Source organism: Sulfophobococcus zilligii (assembly GCF_055398255.1).
Genome location: NZ_AP042406.1, coordinates 177583 through 197708 on the forward strand (window position 1 = coordinate 177583; position 20126 = coordinate 197708).

At 40.1% G+C, this 20126-nt stretch carries 18 protein-coding genes and 1 CRISPR repeat array; of the genes, 10 read left to right on the forward strand and 8 right to left on the reverse strand.

Annotation, left to right across the window (positions count from 1 at the left end):
- Positions 1-10: 10 nt before the first annotated feature.
- Positions 11-553 (reverse strand): DUF84 family protein, encoded by a 543-nt coding sequence (locus tag ACZ5YP_RS00920; RefSeq protein ID WP_464835374.1) that lies wholly within the window; start codon positions 551-553, stop codon positions 11-13.
- Between the two features lie 82 nt (positions 554-635).
- Between ACZ5YP_RS00920 and ACZ5YP_RS00925 the strand changes: the two genes are divergently transcribed.
- From ACZ5YP_RS00925 to ACZ5YP_RS00950, 6 genes are all read left to right on the forward strand, one after another.
- On the forward strand, positions 636-1409 hold the full coding sequence (locus ACZ5YP_RS00925) for a sulfite exporter TauE/SafE family protein (protein ID WP_464835375.1): 774 nt from the start codon (positions 636-638) through the stop codon (positions 1407-1409).
- Positions 1410-1628: 219 nt separating this feature from the next.
- Entirely contained in the window at positions 1629-2129 is a 501-nt protein-coding gene (locus ACZ5YP_RS00930) for a hypothetical protein (RefSeq protein ID WP_464835376.1), read from the forward strand.
- A 46-nt stretch (positions 2130-2175) separates the two neighbouring features.
- Positions 2176-3210 carry an SPFH domain-containing protein gene (locus ACZ5YP_RS00935; protein ID WP_464835377.1) on the forward strand — a complete coding sequence of 345 codons (1035 nt, stop codon included), beginning with the start codon at positions 2176-2178 and terminating at the stop codon, positions 3208-3210.
- A gap of 8 nt (positions 3211-3218) precedes the next feature.
- Positions 3219-4298 carry a TFIIB-type zinc ribbon-containing protein gene (locus ACZ5YP_RS00940; RefSeq protein WP_464835378.1) on the forward strand — a complete coding sequence of 360 codons (1080 nt, stop codon included), beginning with the start codon at positions 3219-3221 and terminating at the stop codon, positions 4296-4298.
- An 11-nt stretch (positions 4299-4309) separates the two neighbouring features.
- Positions 4310-5104 (forward strand): TFIIB-type zinc ribbon-containing protein, encoded by a 795-nt coding sequence (locus tag ACZ5YP_RS00945; RefSeq protein ID WP_464835379.1) that lies wholly within the window; start codon positions 4310-4312, stop codon positions 5102-5104.
- Positions 5105-5322: 218 nt separating this feature from the next.
- Entirely contained in the window at positions 5323-5505 is a 183-nt protein-coding gene (locus tag ACZ5YP_RS00950; RefSeq protein WP_464835380.1) for a hypothetical protein, read from the forward strand.
- 4 nt (positions 5506-5509) lie between these two features.
- Here the strand turns inward: ACZ5YP_RS00950 and ACZ5YP_RS00955 are convergent, their stop codons facing one another.
- Positions 5510-6733 carry a hypothetical protein gene (locus ACZ5YP_RS00955; protein WP_464835381.1) on the reverse strand — a complete coding sequence of 408 codons (1224 nt, stop codon included), beginning with the start codon at positions 6731-6733 and terminating at the stop codon, positions 5510-5512.
- Between the two features lie 209 nt (positions 6734-6942).
- Between ACZ5YP_RS00955 and ACZ5YP_RS00960 the strand changes: the two genes are divergently transcribed.
- The 4 genes from ACZ5YP_RS00960 (at position 6943) to ACZ5YP_RS00975 (ending at position 11940) form a co-directional block, all read left to right on the forward strand.
- A complete protein-coding gene (locus ACZ5YP_RS00960; RefSeq protein ID WP_464835382.1) occupies positions 6943-8346 on the forward strand; it encodes a BMP family ABC transporter substrate-binding protein in 1404 nt (467 codons plus the stop codon).
- An 80-nt stretch (positions 8347-8426) separates the two neighbouring features.
- Complete coding sequence (locus ACZ5YP_RS00965) at positions 8427-9965, forward strand: ABC transporter ATP-binding protein (RefSeq protein WP_464835383.1); 1539 nt, start codon at positions 8427-8429, stop codon at positions 9963-9965.
- Between the two features lie 3 nt (positions 9966-9968).
- Complete coding sequence (locus ACZ5YP_RS00970) at positions 9969-11045, forward strand: ABC transporter permease (RefSeq protein WP_464835384.1); 1077 nt, start codon at positions 9969-9971, stop codon at positions 11043-11045.
- Positions 11038-11940, forward strand: coding sequence for an ABC transporter permease (locus tag ACZ5YP_RS00975; protein WP_464835385.1), 903 nt, complete (start codon positions 11038-11040; stop codon positions 11938-11940). Before ACZ5YP_RS00970 ends, ACZ5YP_RS00975 begins: the two co-directional genes overlap by 8 nt.
- A 265-nt stretch (positions 11941-12205) precedes the next feature.
- On the opposite strand, the gene ACZ5YP_RS00980 is transcribed toward ACZ5YP_RS00975, so the two are convergent.
- The 6 genes from ACZ5YP_RS00980 to ACZ5YP_RS01005 all read right to left on the reverse strand — a co-directional run bounded on the left by ACZ5YP_RS00980 (position 12206) and on the right by ACZ5YP_RS01005 (position 20125).
- Positions 12206-12361, reverse strand: a complete 156-nt coding sequence (locus ACZ5YP_RS00980; RefSeq protein WP_464835386.1) for a hypothetical protein — start codon at positions 12359-12361, stop codon at positions 12206-12208.
- Positions 12362-13511: 1150 nt separating this feature from the next.
- A CRISPR array of direct repeats spans positions 13512-14644; the repeat unit is 24 nt; unit sequence GTTGTAGTTTCTTTTAGTTGTTAC.
- 239 nt (positions 14645-14883) lie between these two features.
- Positions 14884-15882, reverse strand: coding sequence for a CRISPR-associated endonuclease Cas1 (gene cas1 / locus ACZ5YP_RS00985; RefSeq protein ID WP_464835387.1), 999 nt, complete (start codon positions 15880-15882; stop codon positions 14884-14886).
- Positions 15883-15887: 5 nt separating this feature from the next.
- Positions 15888-16526 (reverse strand): Dna2/Cas4 domain-containing protein, encoded by a 639-nt coding sequence (locus tag ACZ5YP_RS00990; RefSeq protein WP_464835388.1) that lies wholly within the window; start codon positions 16524-16526, stop codon positions 15888-15890.
- Positions 16507-16809 carry a CRISPR-associated endonuclease Cas2 gene (gene cas2, locus ACZ5YP_RS00995; protein WP_464835389.1) on the reverse strand — a complete coding sequence of 101 codons (303 nt, stop codon included), beginning with the start codon at positions 16807-16809 and terminating at the stop codon, positions 16507-16509. Before cas2 ends, ACZ5YP_RS00990 begins: the two co-directional genes overlap by 20 nt.
- A gap of 5 nt (positions 16810-16814) precedes the next feature.
- The gene (locus ACZ5YP_RS01000) at positions 16815-19322 is read right to left on the reverse strand and encodes a DEAD/DEAH box helicase (RefSeq protein ID WP_464835390.1); all 2508 of its coding nucleotides are present in this window, start codon (positions 19320-19322) and stop codon (positions 16815-16817) included.
- Positions 19319-20125: a hypothetical protein gene (locus tag ACZ5YP_RS01005; protein WP_464835391.1), complete on the reverse strand. Its 807-nt coding sequence runs from the start codon at positions 20123-20125 to the stop codon at positions 19319-19321. Before ACZ5YP_RS01005 ends, ACZ5YP_RS01000 begins: the two co-directional genes overlap by 4 nt.
- Position 20126 lies beyond the last annotated feature (1 nt).

Genomic DNA, 20126 nt, shown 5'->3' on the forward strand with positions numbered 1-20126 from the left:
GAGAGGGAGGTTAGTATAGTTCTCTATTTATGAATTTAACCAGTGCCATTAATGTGGCATAGTAGCTAAGTACCCAGCGATCACAAACCCTCTTTGTGAGTAGTCCTATAAACCCCTCTCTATCACCAATTCCTCTAACATTAAACAATGCTTCAACTGCTTCTTCTAGTTCTCTATAGACGCCGTTAACTATTCCTTTATACATACTTTTCGGTATTGGGAATGATGGTGAAAACCCTAGAGAGTGATCTCCGTTTTTCGAGACGATATAGGCGGCTTCAACATCGAATGGCTCGTTGTCTATTAATACAAAACCCGCTTCTATGCCAACGCCAAAATCGCATTCTCCATCCATGCTTAGCAATGCTCTCTTCCTAGCACCCTCTATTATTTCATGTAGACAGATTGGCTGGAGTGGTAGACCAGTATTAACTCTTTTTGCTTTAATTTCTACTACTCTATAATACTTTGAAAACGCTTCTATTACACCACGTATTTTAGCTGGGTTTTGAGATCCAATGCATACAGTGATTTCTCTCTGCGTCTCGTTCATTTCAAACCACTTTTATTAGTCTTAACAATATCTATTGATTTCTAGTATAACCAATGTGTTTAAATTTAAAATGGTGAGAGTAGTGGTTGACGGATTGAGTACACTAGTATACTGGTTTATTGGTGTAGTTGCCACGCTTTTGGGGTCTATGAGTGGACTTGGTGGTGGTTTTCTCAGCGTCCCGTTATTATATTATATAGGAGTGTCGATGCCGGTGGCTGTAGCGACATCTAAATTCATGGTTTTCATTAACTCTATTATTAGTACTTATCGATACATTGAGAAAATAAAGCTCCCTTTAAACCTATACATAGCCGTGGTTACACCAATGATTATAACAGCGTATCTGGGTGCTTTCCTAGTCGCCATTCTACCGGTAAACACATTGTCTACTATTATAGGTTTAATACTGTTTGTAGCTGCTCTTAGAATGCTATTCCAGAGAAATAATACGAGTAGATCAACCAGTCTAAGACAGGGTTTACCTATGTATATACACAGTGCCTTCTCAGGAGCACTTGCAGGCCTTGTTGCAGGTATTTCGGGTCTTGGCGGAGGCGTAGTCAATGTACCAGTCTTTATATACGTACTTGGTTTAGACCCACACCTCGCAGTTTCATTGTCTATGGCTTGTATGATACCTTCATCACTATCATCAGTAATTAGACACTTTGAAGACGGATTAATCGATTGGAGTATTGGAATACCCCTCAGTATTGGTGCATTGATCGGGGGGTGGACGGGTCCAAGAATAGCTCTACGTACGAGGAGAGAAAAACTAGTGGAGATTATTGGTGGAGTAATGATTATTGCAACACTCAGAATAATAATAGAATCAATAATTAAACTACTCTAAAAACAGTATTTAACCACAAATACCTCTCAATGGACACTTACTACACTTTCCACCAAGCATTTCCATAATTAATAATTCTTCATTTACTTCCTCGTTATTGCTATTTGAATCGTTATCTTCTTCTTTCACTTTAACCACCTCTATAACACTGTTATTATAGTAGGCGTTAATATACCCTTCAATACAATAGTCTAAGTAGAGAGTTTTGCGTGTAGAGTCATGACTAGAAAGAAAGCAGTTTTAGAGAGACTACTAGATGTTCTCCCGGGGTTTAAGGGATATAGGCAAAAAGAGTATTTGCGCGAAGATGATAGATTGATTAGAGAATACATTACAAAAATACTGAGTGATGCAGTGAGAAACATAGAGGACATTGTTTCAAAACTAGTAGAATATGATTATAAAACAGCAGAAATATACGATGAAATCCTCAGAGATTTAAGGCTAGTAACAGACAAGATTAGATGGGCCGAACACGGTTATACACCACACTTCTATATTACCAAGATACTTGAAGAAGACCTCGAGAAACTAAGAGAAGTCGACGGTGGACTAGTTGAATACGCTGAGAAGATACGTGGTTTCACCGAGAACTTGAAGAAAGATGTATTATTGAAAAACCCAGTTAGAGACAGAGCAGTTGAACTATTCGAGTTGATAAATGAATTCAAAAAGCAACTGGGAGAAAGAGAGAAAGTATTGAGGAATTGGATGCAGTAGTATTTATTGGTCTACAAGCATATATAGAGGTTAAGTGTGAGTATTCATGGTCCTAGATAAAATAGGTAGAGGTATTGGTAAGGGAACTAGTAAAATAAGTGGTTTTCAACCAAAATTCATTGAGTGGAAAGATGCAACACCCGAAGACATTGTTTGGAGATATCCAGACGAGGTTATACCATGGGGTAGTATAGTATTAGTTAAAGAATGGGAGAGAGTTGTATTCTATAGAGATGGAAAAGTATATGGGTTACTAGGGCCGGGTAGACACGTCCTAGACACTCAAAACATTCCGTTTCTCCAGGGACTAGTAGAGGGGATTTATGGAGAAAGCGTGTTTAGAGCTATATTAATATTTGTCAATATGAATCGTCTACAGGGTAGATTTGGAGGTAGAAGTCAAACCGTAGAAGTTATCCCTGTGAGTTTCCACGGTATATACTATTATAGAGTTGCAGACCCGGTACTATTCGTCAACAAGGTTGTAGGGCCGGATAATAGGTTTACGAGGAGTGAGCTAGACGAGTATATTAGAGGATACTTCTCGACGAAAATCATGTCTTTTATAAACGAGTCTAGTATTAGAGACCTGTATCAAAAAGCAAGCGAGGCAAGTAAGAAGGCAACAATGGTTTTGAGAAAAGCATTCGAGGAGATTGGATTAATGCTTGAAGACGTGGTGTTTGAAGGTATTGATGTTCCACCGGAATACAGGGAGAGAGTCTTCTGGATACTACAGGGAACAGCACCTGCATACCTAGTACAACAAGAAACAGCACGTAAATTCGCCGAGGCAATAAAAGAAACACAAGCAGGTGGAGCTGTACTAGGTGCTGGAATGGTTGCTATACCATACGCTCTCCAACCACCTCCACCAGGTGCTCAAATGGGGCAGGCCCAGATCGGGCAACCCTCTCTCGCTGGATACGTAGCTAGATGTCCCTATTGTGGTCAAGGCCCTATTCCCACAGGGGCAAAGTTCTGTCCGTTCTGTGGTAAACAGGTAAAGTGGTGTGTAAACAACCATGTTGTCCCAGTAGAAGCAAATTACTGCCCAGCCTGTGGAGTTAGAGTTCAATAGGTGCTTTAATGGAGAGTGGTATACAGGGTTATCGCTGTAGAAACTGTAGTGCTGCTCTACCAGTGACTGCTGATACTATAGCTGTAGGATGCCCTTATTGTGGAGAACTCAATATTATAAAGCCTGAATTAATGGGTAAACTGAGAATTGTTTTTCCATTGAGTGAAGAAGAAGTATTGAGGAGGCTTGAAGAGTCGAATAGGAATGAGTTAAACAATGTTTTTCAACGCTCTAATCTAGACTGGTTTGAACGTGTAATTGTCCCAATATACATAGTGGGCATCAAGGCCTCGCTTATATATAACGCGATAGTCGAAGTCTACTATAAAAAGTGCAGGCGTACAAGGGAAAATCGAGAAGAATGCTGGATTGAATCCATTAATGTTAGAGTTAACGGGGTGTATGGCCCTGTATACAATGAAATACCCGTGACTGCGAGACGCGGTGTTTCAATCTACTCTATACGTGCACTTACAGGTGAATTTATCGCGGAGAGACCTAGAGACCAGCCTTTAAACGAGGCCAGTATACCTAAAGGGTATTGGAGAGACCTACTCGCATTAGATGTAGATAGTAAGACTGCTATTAGTATTGCAGTAGATGAGTTTCTAGATGAAGAAAGAGAAAATGTAAAAAACTTTATTAAGAGAGAAGCAGAGTCTAGAGTTGCAATGCGGGGTAGAGTAGTCACCGGGTCTAGAATTACATGGTTGGTTTTAACACCCGTGGATGTAGAAGCACGGGTTTCAGACCCTATTGCTGTACCATTATACTATGCCGTCTTCAAAGACGAGAATGGCTTCTACAGAGTCTACATGGCTGGTTGGAGTGGGAAGGTATTGGTAATGGAGAAACCAGCCACTAAATTAGAGAGAGGGTTGTGGTTTACTAGTGGAATCACTGCGTCAGGGTTGCTCGGCTGGCTGGCCTCGATTACAGATCCCTTGAATCCATATGGATTACTCATATTGGTGGGGGCTATTGGTTTAGCTATATATGTGTCTTACTATACAGCCCGTAAAGCCATTACTCCCATGAAGACTATTGTTAAAACAATTCTTTCTAAGGCCCCTAGGAGACCAGGCTAGAGGCGAGTTAAATGAGTGGGGAAACCACTAGGGCTAAGTGTCCATATTGCTCGGCTGAATTCGAAGTTCCCAGTATACTTGTTTTTACTACGTGTCCATATTGTGGTACAACGTTTAAACTAGGTAAACCACTCGAGTCCATTGAACACTATGTCTTCAAGTTGAAGTATGATTCAAACCAGGTATTCGAGTATTTAAAGAGGTTTGTATCGATTCAACCCGGAGTACCTATAGACGTGAAATATGCAATGAGTTATCTCAAGAGCACATTGTACTATGTTCCCATGTATATATACGAGGTCGTAGTGGAAACTCCGTGTTTGACCTCTAGGATATTAGATGGCCAAGAACACCTAGAAGCAGACGTCCTCGGAGGCCAGGAAACAGGCTTTGAAGTAATACCAGGTGTAAACAACTATCCTTTTCCAATACCGAGAGACTATTCATTTCCAGCCCAGACAAGAGAGTATTTCAAGCCAAAAATAATGAAGGAGGCCGTCTACCTCCAGCCCGAGTTAAATCCATATGAATTATTGAAAACAATTGTAAAACCATATCTTAATAGAGCTATAAGCGAGGCTGAACTAGCCTGTCCTGGAAACTATGAAGTTGTTAATAAATCGAGTTTTAAGGGTGTTGCCCACTACCCCTTCTGGCTGGTAGAATACGAGTATAATGGAGAGACTTTTAAGGGCGTGGTTGACGGGGCTGATGGAACAATAGTTTACCTTGAATACCCTCTCGCCAAGGGTAAGAGAGTAAAGTACTTGGCAGTAGGGGCAGAAATGTTTATTAGGGTCTGCTAGGGTTTTTTATTGTTGGTTGGGGTGATGGGAGCGTTGCTCCAAGCCCCGCGGGGATAAACGTAGATGGGAGCCCCGTGCCGTTGGGCTCGACCGCCACCCATGAACCCACAGCGGTCTCCAAAGCCCTGTGGGCGAGGTGGAAGTCCCTAGAGGCAACCCCAAAAAACCCTAAAACAAAAAGAATGACCCTCTAGGGACAAACGGTCATTGGGGCAGTCTTGTCTGGTTTATTTGCACGAGCGATCTCTACATTCTACGGCCTTGTATTACAAAACCCCTTGTTAATGGGCGTATTGGCGTATAGTGGAGGTTTATACGTGTTTCTCTCTAGGTTTCTCGGTGGAAAAGGAGTTTACAGGTATGATCCAAGAGAAGAAGGTGTTTTTGCACCGCCTAGATAGAAACCTACACTTCTTCTACTTCCAAGCCCAGTATTCTACCCATAATTGTTAATTCACTAGTATAGTCTCCAATAAGTAGAGCATAGTGATTACCCATGGGTTTTTTAATTAACTCCCATGGATTCCCCGTTTTTACTCTAATTTGTGTTCTACACCATTTTCCACTATACTCGGCTTCCCCTATTACTCCACTAATTACTCGTAGTTTGTTTAATCCCGGGTCTACTCTGAATAAAGTTGCTTTTTCTCCAACTGGATAATCCACTCTAACTCCAACACTTAAATCCGACTCGAAATGCGTGTTGAGAGTGTAGGGCCCTATGAGCGGTGCTGTACAGTGGGCAATATGGATGCTGTCTTCGTCGATAAAGGCTATATTGCCCATGAATACTGGTTTACTTGTTAGCCATGTACCCATAGCCATAGAGATTAATAATGGTATATCTCCTTCACAAGAGGCTGGAAATCCCCTTGTATTCAATAGTGATAGTGCTAGACAAGCTGTTATCCCCGTAGACTTTATTAGATCAAAACACTTTATTGAAACCCCGTCTAGAGAATAATTCTCGATAATTGCTTCTATGGCTTTATATATTTTTAAAGCATCTCGAATGCTACCTACGTCTACGTAAATACTCTTCGCGGAGCCAGCTATCTTCAAGGGGAGGTCATCTTCTACCTTTACACCTTGGTATTCTTCAACTAATTCTTCTAGTGGGACATAGATTAGTTTGGCTCCGAGCTTGGACTCTAAGTAGCCGGGTTCTAGTCTACTATAGACCAGCCACTCGCTAACACCACCAATCAATCCAAACCTCGCGTTTCTGAGTTTCTCTATTGCACTATAGACTCTGAGGGTTTTAGAAACAATACTTGTAATCGCTGTCTCATCATCGGCGATTTCAATGCTCACAATGTTTCCTATATTATTAGAGATAAGAGATATTGCTTCCAACGTGGCGGGTAGGCTATTATAGTATTTATGTGCAATGAGTACTAGGCTATTTGATCTCTCTGCGAGCTTAATAATCCCCTGTTCTGTTCCACCCGTGGCTACTATTACTATTCGTTGACTACAATGAGACAGCTGGTTGGCTTCTTCTGGAACCACGATGCCTTCTAGTTTAACCATACTACTATCTAGTCTCTCCACTATAGAACTCCATAATTTCAATCCAATATTCTTGCCCATAGTAGAAGTGACTAGTGCAAGACATGGTTTATTCAAGTTAAATACACCAATCTCTCTACTCTATACTCCTCTAGAATTATAAATATATCGCTGACTACAAACTCCTCTCGTTTTATTGATGTAGTTCTGTAAATATAACTAGTGTATTGTTGAAGAGGTTAACACGAGATTTAAACACAAATAGTTAAATGTGATGGTTAAATACTAAGCCTCCACTATATATTAGTATTGTATGGGGGAATACCATGAAATACAGTTTTGCAAGATATATTGTAGTATCTCTACTCGTATTAACTCTACTAGTCTCTATAATGCCGCCGGTAGTAACAGCTCTTGAATCACCAATTAAAACGCAGACCACGAGGAAAAAGATAGCTGTTGTCTACGATGTTGGTGGAAGAGGAGACCTTAGCTTCAACGACATGGCGTATCTTGGAGGTAAGAGAGCTGCGGAAGAATTCGGCCTTGAGCTAGTTGAAGTACAAAGTACAACCGAGGCAGACTACCTGCCAAACCTGAGGAACCTGGCTAAGACAGGAGAATACTTGGTGATCGTGGCAGTTGGATTTTTAATGACAGACGCTGTTGAAACCGTTGCTGATGAATACCCTGATCAATTCTTTGCAATAATCGACGGGTATGTCGATAAACCAAATGTATTGAGTGTTCTCTTCAAGGAACACGAGGGTAGCGCGCTAGTAGGAGCACTGGCTGCAATGATAGCCCACCACTATGGATACAAAGCTGTAGGCGTAGTATTGGGTATGGAGATACCAGTACTATACAAGTTTGAAGCTGGATACTACTGGGGTATAAGATACGGTGAGAAAGTATACCAGGAGAAAACAGGTAAAGAAATCACTCCACTTAGAATACTATACACATACACCGGTGCATTCAATGATCCAGCGAAAGGTAAAACAGCCACTCAATCACAATTAGAAATGGGTGCTGGATTAGTATACAATGTAGCGGGTGCTACCGGTCTAGGTATATTTGAAGCCATAGAGGAATACTGTAAGAGTAGAGGCAGGGATCAAGGCCCACCCTTCGCTATAGGTGTTGACGCTGATCAAGACTGGATTAAACCAGGCTACATCATAGCATCAATGATGAAGAGAGTCGACGTGGGCGTTTATACAGCTGTAAAGAGAGCACTAGACTATTATGCAGGTAAAATAACCAAGTATGGAGGCATACTAGAACTAGGACTAGCAGAAGGAGGCATTAGCGTCAGCACACTAGAAGACCTAGACACCTTCCTCCAAATAGCAATACAGGCTGGTAGACAAGTCAATAGAGATGAAATATACAATAAAGTAAAGGCGATGAGAGAATCCATACCATCATGGATTTGGGAAGAAGTCAATAAACTAGCAGAATTAATAAAGACGAATCCAGCCGGTGTAAGCATATATGGCTTGTCATTTAAAGACATAGCCGATAAAGTACCATATACTGCTGAAACAATAGGGCAGGTTAGAAGCACTCTTAAAGTAGGTGTTGAAATAGCTACAACACAAACTGTAACAGTTGGAACAGAGACACCGGCACAGCAACAAGACTATACAATGTACATTGTTTTAGGTGTAGTAATACTAGTATTAATCATAGTAGCAGTATTATTTACAACTAAGAGAAAGAAGTAGAATACAGTGATTTCTTTTTTCTCATAACGCTTTTTTAATCCTTGCTCTTCATTAAATACTCTAAAGACGTGGGGATAACATTGAACAGCCAATGCCCCAATAGTGATCCAGTAGTGGTAATGAAGAATATTGTAAAAGTCTACCCTGACGGTACAGTGGCACTGCAAGGCGTAGACTTCGAGTTGTGTAGAGGGGAGATACACGGTCTCCTTGGAGAAAACGGTGCTGGTAAATCAACACTAATGAAAATCCTTGCTGGATTGATAAAACCCACTAAGGGCGAGGTGGTAGTTAGAGGTCGACCAGTAAAATTCCATAGTCCAGCAGATGCTTTAAAACAAGGTATTGGTATAGTAATGCAGGGTTTATCTCTAGTACCAGTATTCACAGCATATGAAAATATAATCCTCGGTGCTAGACGGGTTAAACCAAGTAGAGGAGAAATAGAGAAGTTAATGCAGGAAACAGGTTTAATAGTGCCACTTGACACCCCCGTAGAAAACCTCTCGTTTGGTGTAAGACAGAAAATCGAGATTTTAAAAATGCTTGCTTTAAACGTAGACATATTAATTCTCGACGAGCCAACAACAAATCTATCTCCAACAGAGACCCGGGATCTATTTAAAACACTATTAAAGCTGAAAGAACAGGGTAAATCAATTGTATTAATAACTCACAAAATACGAGAAATCTACGAGGCAACTGATAGAGTCACAGTGCTTAGAAAGGGAAGATTGATTGGAACAGTTGAAACATCAAAAGTAACTCCTAGAGACCTCGCTAAAATGATGGTTGGACGCGAAGTAGAGTTATCTATTAACAAACCACCAAGTAAACCAGGTGAAACAGCCTTGAAAGTAGAGGATTTAGAAGTACTTGGAGATCTCGGAGTCCCAGCTGTAAGAGGTGTTTCATTCGAGGTTAGATATGGAGAGATCTTTGGAATAGCTGGTGTAGAGGGGAATGGCCAAATAGAACTAGCAGAAGCAATTGTAGGTATGAGAAAGCCGGTACGTGGTAGAATAATACTAGACGACGAGGAAATAACTGTTCTCGATACATCTGAGAGGTATAAACGAGGAATAGCATATGTTCCAGAAGATAGAAAGACATCGTTAATTATGGAGTTTTCACTCGTAGAAAACACACCTCTCACAGAAATCACATATTCTCGTGAAATAGTGGGTGAAATGGGGTTTGTTAGAATGAAGCAATTAATTGAGAAAACTACAAAAATAGTTAGAGAATACAATGTAATTACACCTTCTATCTACACCTCGGCGAGAGCTCTTAGTGGTGGAAACCAACAGAGATTTATCGTAGGGAGAGAATTGTCAAAAGACCCAAAGGTAATAATAGTAGCTCAACCAACACGTGGATTAGATGTAGCTGCTACTGAATACGTTAGAAACCTACTTGTTGAAATGAGGAGTAAGGGTAAGGCTGTCATATTGATTTCATCTGATTTAGATGAAGTATTATCTCTTAGCGATAGACTAGCAGTTATGTATAATGGTAGATTTATGGGTATAGTAGACCCGAGTAGGATTACTGATGAAGAGCTTGGTTTAATGATGGGTGGTTATACATATGAAGAAATTAAAGCTCAAAGGGTGTGAGCTATGAATCCAAGGACAATAGAATACTTTATATACCTTGGAAACGTTGTTATAGCAATACTCATAGGACTAGCGCTCGGCGCACTCATTATATGGATGGGTGGATATGATCCCATCGAAGCATATATAGGATTATTTGAAACATCTTTTAACCTTCAAGATCCATACTATATATCGTCAACACTAAGTTATGCAACACCAATTATACTCACTGGTTTAACATTTGCTATTTCAGCGAGAGCTGGTATATTCAATATTGGTGCAGAAGGCCAGTTATACATGGGAGCACTAGGAGCAGTATTAATTGCAGCATTTAATCCACCACCACTAATAGCGCTACCACTAGCATTAATTACTGGTTTATTAATGGGTGCGTTGTGGGGGCTTATAGCTGGTTTATTTAGAGCGCTGAGAAATGTTAATGAAGTAGTAGTTACAATTATGTTGAATTGGATAGCCTTCTGGATAGTTGAATATGCTAGAACATATGGACTCGGCGACCCTAGAAGACAAGAGAAAACTATAAGTATGCCTCCCTCGGCAAGACTACCCCTACTAGTCAAGGGAACGGAGTTGTCAACAGCATTTATAATCGCTATACTAGTAGCTATATTGATTTACTTTGTAATGTGGAGGTCTAAAATAGGATACTACATTAGAGTACTTGGAGCAGGTGTAAAATCAGCGAAATACGCTGGAATAAACCCCACGAAGACTACACTCTACGTCTTTATAATTGGAGGCGCGCTATCTGGACTTGCTGGAGCACTAGAAATCTGTGGAAGACCACCAACTTATGCTATTACAACTGGTGCTTCGAATATTGCTGGATTTGGATTTACAGGTATTTCTGTATCTCTACTCGGGTTGAATCATCCATTATTGATAATACCGGCAGCAATCATTATTGGTGGGTTGACGGCTGGTGCGCGTGGAATGCAGATTAGAGCTAAAGTACCACTTGAAATGGTTATGGCTGTTCAGGGATTGATTATTATTGCACTCTCAGTTCCTGGATTGACATTCCTGTATAGGAGGTGGAAGATTAAAAAGGCGCTTAGGGGTGGAGAGCATGCCTGAACTTGACTTACTAGGTAGTATATTATTCTATACGTCATGGGCTATGATGCCAATACTGCTTGCTGCACTAGGCGAGATTTTAACTGAGAGAAGTGGTGTAGTAAACATTGGATTAGAGGGAATAATGCTGATCTCTGCTCTGTTCGCAGTATACGTAGCAGACAAAACACTAAATCCCTGGCTTGGAGTGCTCACTGCGATCGCTGTTGGCGCATTAATAGGTGCAATACATGGATTTATAGCAGTCTACTTGAAGGGAAACCAAATAATCAGTGGTCTAGGTATAAATACTTTCGCAATGGGTTTTGTAGCGTATAGTATTGAGGTTTTCTGGGGTGTTAGAGGCTACTACACGCCTAGACCAGAGGCTAAAGTACCCAGAATACCTGGGCTTGGAGTATCACCATTATTCCTAGTAACCCTTGGTGTTGCAGTACTACTCTACTTCTACCTATATAGAACACACAGTGGTCTAAGACTACGTGCATGCGGTGAAAACCCAGAAGCAGCAGATGTTGTCGGCGTCAATGTTGAGTTAACGCAATTCATTGCTACTGTTATTGGAGGAGCACTAACAGGCCTCGCCGGGGCCTCACTCAGCATAGACTGGCTGGCCTCGATAACAAAGCAGCTACCAGCCGGAAGGGGATTCATAGCACTCGCACTAGTAAACTTCGCCAACTGGAACCCACTATACGCACTACTAGGAAGCTTCATCTTTGGATTCCTGTGGACAGCAAGCGAATACATGAAAAACATATCAAGCATAGTCCAAGTAATCCCAATGCCACTAATCAACACAATACCATACATAGCAACACTAATGGTCGTCGCAGGAGTAATAGGAAAATCAAGACCACCAAGAAGCGTAGGAACACCATACAGAAGAGAATAGACTAAACCACACCACAATAGTTTTTACAAACCACCCTAATCTTGGTGAAAGACACAGCCTTCGACAAGGCCCCTGTCTCTAGAGTGCGTAGAGTCTCTATGGCTTTAATAAACACTATCTACTAGTGGTGTGGAGAGTATATTCAGAAGCCTGCGTGTTCAGTACCAGGGGATTCAGCACCGGTGACTCAGCGCTCAGCTCTCGCACAACATCCAGTAGTATATATCTAGTCCCAGGGAGTGAAACCCTCCACCAAGAGCTACTCCTAGAATCCATCACTATAGTATTCAAGAAGCAGTAGTACAGGTGTATCCACTGGAAGAAGCAGTCTACTAGGTAGACTTACTAGTCCTTCAACGTCTTCGCTAGACTGCTTCCCAATACTGGATGTTAGAGTTACTCTATTGTCTAGGCGTGTCACTACTACTCAGTAGACTATGAAGCCATAGCTGAAACAGAGGGGGTTTTCACCTCGAGGTACTATAGAGGCCTACTCCCCACTGAAACAATTTAAATATCTCCGAGGCTTTTGTATCAATCACTTATAGAGAGCTAAAACAATAACACCGAGGCAAGCCATACACGCAAATAGGAGAACACCTATAGGCCTCCAAAGAGCGATATTCACCAACACTCCGACACCACCTAATACCAGCATAGAAAACCCCAACAAGAACGCTCTCTTTGACTTCCACAACAACCAACCACCCGACCAAGCAATCTAACAACTCCACAAAAGTATACATGAATACTAGAGTTAATATATTACAGAGAAGAATTGAAAACAAACTAGTGAATCGAGTAGTCGGGGTTGAAATAAACTGTAAGTCTCAGTGGCATCTACACCTTAATATATCCACTTAGTATATATAAGCTCATCTCTACACGACACCTTCTTCCGATCATAGAGGAGAAGACATAGATTACAAAGACAACTAAACAAATCAAAGAAGCGGGACAATATGGATGCAGAAATAGTACTCGAATTCTACACTACTAATAGCTTAACTTTTAATGTGACATTACTTCATTGAGGTTACTTCTACATCAACTTAAGTGAGGTGTTTTTCGCACCCTTTAAACTTCTATTTTTTGACGCGATATGTCCATCACACATGTTTACAATTCCCACAGCACATTCTATTAACCTAGAGCTAAATAGAGATAACCTATACTTTCGTGTCCTACGGGTATTTGATCTAGTAATAGGCGATATAAAATACTCCCTGTTCAAAATCATCTTACTAAGAGGCCTTCAATTCTTTTCATTGAATCCGTGTAACTCATTCTTGGGATTTTACACTTAGACATAACTTTCAATTCTTTTTATTGTATTCGCATTGAAGCACTAGTAGAAGCAACCAAGGGACTAAATCTACACGAAACCGACTTTCAATTCTTTCTATTGTATTCATGTATTTTTATTGAGGGCTGGGGTATTTAAGTTTTTCATGATGATCATGACAATTCAACTCGACTACAACGGGCTCGGCAAAACCCTGACGGAGACACATTGCTCTAAGAGACTCAATAGCCCTCTTAACAGCACCCACAACGGAAGAACAAGTAATGTTGTAGTTTCTTTTAGTTGTTACAGAGAAATATCCAGAGCTAGAAGCTCTACTACCAACACCTCAAGGTTGTAGTTTCTTTTAGTTGTTACTTGATCTTCTCTGCTAGGTCTACTGGGTTGGTTGAGAATAAGTTGTAGTTTCTTTTAGTTGTTACAATGGGGCGACCCAGCAAAGTTCACACAGGTCTCATTGCTAGTTGTAGTTTCTTTTAGTTGTTACTAATAGAGCCTCCTAAATAGCTCTTTATTCCTTCTAAGTTGTTGTAGTTTCTTTTAGTTGTTACTAACGTAGGCTTCGGTTTACCCGCCATAAGCGGGCCTATGTTGTAGTTTCTTTTAGTTGTTACTCGTCTACGATGACTTCGACTACTACACGGGGTTCTGGGTTGTTGTAGTTTCTTTTAGTTGTTACACCGGGGTCGACAAGACCACGGAGTACTCCAGCCGAGTAGAGCGTTGTAGTTTCTTTTAGTTGTTACATATAATAACACAGAAAGAACACATATTAACACAATTCATTATAGTTGTAGTTTCTTTTAGTTGTTACCTCATGACTGATTGGGCCCAACCAATGAGCCTGATTGGGGTTGTAGTTTCTTTTAGTTGTTACAACTAGAGAGTGATGTAGAAAGAGATTTCAAGGTATTATATAGTTGTAGTTTCTTTTAGTTGTTACTGCTCCTCTTATACATTGCAACAATGTCTGGGTAGAAGTTGTAGTTTCTTTTAGTTGTTACACGAGCACAGTGACACTTACATCGTACGTAATGCCTACAGGAGTTGTAGTTTCTTTTAGTTGTTACTAGGTCTCTTGCCAGGGAGACTAAGAGGCAGGCGTCACTGCTGTTGTAGTTTCTTTTAGTTGTTACTCTAAAAGTAAGCGTAAGTAAAACGATACAAGCCCCTTTATTATGTTGTAGTTTCTTTTAGTTGTTACTTACGTCTATATGATGTTATTGTAATGCTTCGTGAATCGTGGTTGTAGTTTCTTTTAGTTGTTACATGTGAGCAATGGCTTGCTAACCATAGAGGCACAGGATGTTGTAGTTTCTTTTAGTTGTTACTGTTGTTGCGGGGTTATGTAGACCATTGTGTTATCATATTGGAGTTGTAGTTTCTTTTAGTTGTTACTAGTTATTGATTTCTCGTGGAGGGTTTTAAAGGTTTTCTATTGGAGTCTATTCCCCGCCATACCCCCAATAGAAACCAGGGAAACATTGAAAAACTAATGGGATTTTTACTATGTTCATCGCACTATGTCATCGTGTGGGATTGGGTTTTTCTATTAGAGATTTTTCCCTGCTATGAGTTTGATGGAAGCTGGGGAAGCATGGTGAAGTCTATAGGCGGCTTTAATTGTTGTGGGAGGGTTATTTGATTGTGTATATGAATGGTTCAAATTTTACTCCTTTTTCTATGTTTTGTCTTAGTTCCCATGCTTTTGCATATATTTCACCTCTAATTGTGTATTTCCACTTGTAGTGTCTTTTCTTTAGTATTCTATATAGGTGTTTTGTCAGGGTTTCTAGAGAGTTTTTTGTCAAATATCCGCTTGTATCTGTATTTAACGTTGTTGTTCTAGATGTAATTACCACCGCGTGTATAGCTATTGGTTTAAACATTTCGGAGAAGTCGTATACTAGAGATGTTTTACCTGCTCTTTCCGAGTGGATTACGCCTAGATAGGGATCTAATCCAGCAGCTATTAATGCATGTGTACACAGTCCGTAGAGTATAGCGTAGCTATAACTTATAGCAGAGTTTACCGGGTCTTTGCTTTTCGGGTCTCTACCAGTGAAACCATAGTCGCTTGGTATAAACTGTGTAATTAACTCCCAGAGTTTCTTACTCCACTTTGCTTCGTAGATACGCAGTGTCTCAGTGTTTTTAATACTTGTTTTCTCATCTCTCATATGTTTCTCGATTTCATCTAGTTCACTCAAAACCCACTTGATATCCCTTCCTTTTTCCACGTCTTTATATGTTAAATATCTCAATAGGTTGATCAATCCATAGAGTTTGCCCTCGATGAACCTTAATCCTGTGGAAACTGTCCAAACAGGGTCCTCGGTGATAAAATACAGTCTCCGTCTAACATCAGCCATTCTAACATTAAATGGATTAACAAGTACACTATCACTTCTCCTACTATGAACAACCACTGGGATACTAGCTTCGGAAAGCATTACGAAAACACCAGATGAGATCCTAACACTCGATCCAACTACGACAAGTAGTTCTAAGTCGAGTAGTGGTATACTCTGTGTCTCCCACGTGATAACCCCCTTTTCATCTTTTCTAGGTGTAGAAACGATGAGTGTAGATCCTCTCTTACTTATCTTGGCAACTCCTTTTACGATTAAAATCATGTTTTTCACTTTGCATATGGACATATATGTGTATATACACAGTGTGAACAGATGGGATGTTTTGATGGAGGTGGGGGATTGTCTATTTGAACAATCTTTTTAATCTCTTCGAGCAAATCAAGTATTTTCCTGCTGAGTCTTCCCTTTGATATAAATAATAGTACTGGTGGATTAGATGAAGGAGATAAAGACACATACAATCCTGCAGAGGGGATTCCATAGTGGAGATAGGTTGCTGCCATGTATAATACAAGCCTTGGTATTACGTGTTTTTTGGAGAGGATGGTTTGCACATTAGTATCAGCTACTTCAATTACTAATAACCTTAGTATACCATGTAATGAGAGCACTAGTAACGAGTCTGGTTTACATCCAACTTCTCTTTCTAAACCACTTATTTCTAAATAGTATATTCTATTCTCTTTATTACAATCCACTTTGTCTACTATGTCAATATATCCTCTATCAGTAGATCTAAAGTGTTCTTCTAGTTTTGGAATTAAATAGTGACCTATAAATGCACTGCCCCGCTTCTCACTATCTTCCATATCCTGTATCCTCCTTGGCTTAGACCCTATTGGGTGAGCTGTATACCAGGCCCTGGTCCTGCACACCATGTAGTCGTCAAGTATCCGGGCCGGCAACGAGTACTTCCATCCTTTCCGACCTGTTCCAGATCTTACCCCTGGTAACAGCAAGGGCTCTGCGGAAATCAGAGTCTTGTACAGGGATTGCGACGATAGAATCCCCTTCGCCAACCAATCTGCTAAGTTGTTCACATAGAATTGTTGCTCTAGACCAAGTGAGTCTTCCAGCATAGACCGACTTGGATATAGGGCATAAACCGTAACGCCATAGTAAACGCCTAACTTTTTCACGAACATCGTTTCTCTGGATGTCGTAGGCGATGATGACATACAATCTCAACCCCTCTAAAGCAGGTATATACCACCTATGATTTCACATTGTCTGCTTCCACCACTTGTTCCACGACAGATTTTAATTGGTATTACAGACTCCGTTGCAGATAAATATTCGATCAAATTAATTTTCTTTTTATCTCCCTCTGCGTCTATGACTAGCACTGGAAGATCTTGTAGAGTAGAGTTATCAGCGAGAATTATCAGGGGCCAGCGATCCCTGCTGTCTTGGCATCTACTGCTTTGACAGAGAAAGGCATATCCTCCAAGTGTTCTCGCAAGATATTTAAAACATACTATTTTACCATCTAGGATTTTAAGAGGTTTCTTGACGTGTTCTCTATTTTGCTCTTCTACTTCTATTTCTAGTATAGTATACTCGTATAACTTGCCTCCAGGTTTCACATAGAACTCGCCTTGTCTATATTCAAGTGGAATGTTTCTACCCGCTGTGACGAGATCTATCACTTCTTCTATAATCTCGCCATTCCTAGTTTCTCTTTTAACAACTACGCCGGAGATAGTTCTATACGAGTAGAAATAAAAGAGTCCTAGTGGTGTCAGGTATAAGCCGTGTTTTACATATTTTCTTAGTTTTCTTGCTAGGTTTTCTATTTCAAAGAATGCTTCTAGTTCTCGAAGTAATAACGTGTATTCACGTATATATGGTACATCTTCTAGTTTTTCACTTGTTTCTAGGACTTCACGTATCTCTGTTCTCAACCTAATAATATTTGTAAGTGTATAAGCCCACGTAGACAACGCTATTCTCAAAATACTTGCTTTATGTCTTACAAGTATATCTGATCTCTGCCGCGGATATACCTTCTTTAAAACACGTAGGAAGTCTACTTCAGAAAGACTCGAAACATATGGTATTTCTCTACCATTTAGTTTTTCAAAATAGTTATCCTTTTCTAGATCTCGGTATTTATAGAAGGGTATTGGTAGGTAAACTATTGCTATATTATCTCCTCTACCCCTACCTATTCTTCCAATTTTTTGAAGTGCTGATGGATAGTCTTTAGCGACTATAACGCCTAGATCCATGCCCTCTATGTCGATACCAAACGCTATAGCCATGTTGCCAACGACTATTCTAGCTTGTCTCAAATCAACTCTTCTCTCTTCGGTGTTTTCATGTATTAGCCTCTTTATAGAGCATATAAGAACAGGTTTTTCACCAATTAATTTTTCAATTTTATCTCCTATTTCAAGAACAGAAGCTACTCTGTCAACAATGATCATAGATCTACCAATAGATTTAAATTTCTCGATCCAATCACTCTCCCCGATGAGCGAGGGTATTTCTCGTTGAATAGCTCCAAAGGCGGGAGCTCCCGTTACTTGTCTTCCTCTTAAAACAATTGGTTTTATTACCACCATGGTTTTCTTGCGGACTTGATCGTAGTCTTCGCCAGGCTCAGTAGAGGTATCAGCTGTCACTTCTACTACATTATACTTCATTAGCAATGCCAATTTCTTCACTAAGTCGAGAAAGTCTTTTCTCTTACCCTTAACTAGAATAGTCTTCTCTGGAGTAGCAGAAGATATTATAATCTTCCCTATACCTCTCTCTACTAGATAAATATAAAGTAGTGCCATAAATGAGGCTAGTGAAAACCCGGTGTAGAGATGGAATTCGTCGAAGAATACTGGTAAACGGAAGAGAAGGAATAGGTCTGCTAAATCCTTCAAGAACTCTCTACTAGTATAATATGATTCAAACAGCCTTCCACGGTCAATATCGACTTCTATCTCTTCAAGCCATTTTTTAAATACTTCTCTATCTCTTGAATCAAGTATTTTTAAAAATCGTTTTAATTCAATGAGCACTGCGTGTAGCCATATACCAGCATTATGGAAATCCCTGTAGACACTTGTTGAAAGTAGGTATGGATATTCTGGAACAGTAAATATTACTCTAAAAGCCTTTCGAATAGTCTTCCTGTATAAGTAGTCTAAGATCTCCTTATTGCTATTCATACATTCAACGTGTCTAGAGAGAACTCCTCTAATATCTTTTAGAGACTCTGATGAAATCAATAGAAGAGTTATATAGACTGGTTCATCGCTCCCGAGATAAATCTTTACTATTCTTATGTACTCATTGAGCAATCCCCTCTCTTCTTCCATGATAGACTTGAGTTCACTGTAGAAATCTCTAATATCTACGGGCTCAGCCCCTATTTTTAGTAGCAGATTGTAGATCGAGATAAACTGATCTCTAGCCAGTTCTCTCGATGGATAAATACCGACTGAGCCATGATACATCCAATTAGATGATTTTATGTTTGCAATAAGGGGTATTAATAGCGATAATGTTTTCCCACTCCCTGTCGGTGCTTTTACAATGATTACCTCTCTCTCCTCGCGGTTGTAAAACCTCTTTAAAAGCTCATATTGAAAATCCCTAAGTCTTATTTTAAAGCCTTCTTTTAGAGCAATCTCCTCCTTGGAGAGTTTTATGAATAATGGTGATACATAAAATGAGATATCGTTATTCAATGTGCTATTCATCTGCCCTTACCTACGAGTTTTTGTGGCAGTGGAATATAATATTCATCCCGTTGATCAAGTATTGAATAGAGGTTTCTTGATCGAATATAACCTATAACAGACGCTGAGAACTTATTTGGTGGTTTAGACCGTGTTTCCATTATCTTCATTACATCTAGTGGATCATAGCCGAAGAGGGATACATCGTAGAGATTTACAGGTATATTAGTCCATCTAGGCTCTTCGATTCTACTATATATTTCGGCTTCTCTCAGTTCTATTTTGAATAAACCCATTCTCTTCATACCGATTCTAATATACATAGTTCTCGGTAGCTCGAAGTCGTTTGTTAGTATTACTGTTCTGAACTTTGAAGGAGGGATTAGTGCTATGTAGTGTTCAAGCCTAGGGTACACTGTTTTCAATGCACCACGAACTTCTACATAGCCTGAGCCCTGAGCTTGCATAAAAAACTTTTTTGGCGTTGCTTTCAATGGAAACGCGGGGAATGCGTATATGGCTTGTTTGCCTGTACGGAGGTTTTCAAGTTGCTCTTCAACAGTAGAATAGCGTAATGGTTCTCGCGCCAGCTCGGAGGTAAAGGGTGATTCCTTGAGGTCTTTGTATGTTAAAAAGTGAAGCGAGGGGATGACCGCATAGGCTTCTACGTTTTTACCAATCAACCCATAGATTAAGGGGTAGTTATGGATAAAATGCCCAGTTACAATCACGGGGCCTCCTTCTTCTGCAAGAGATGGTCTCTGCTCTGACGCGAATAGTAGTACTCCGTGCAACTCCATATCTGCAACATATACTCTCAGCATT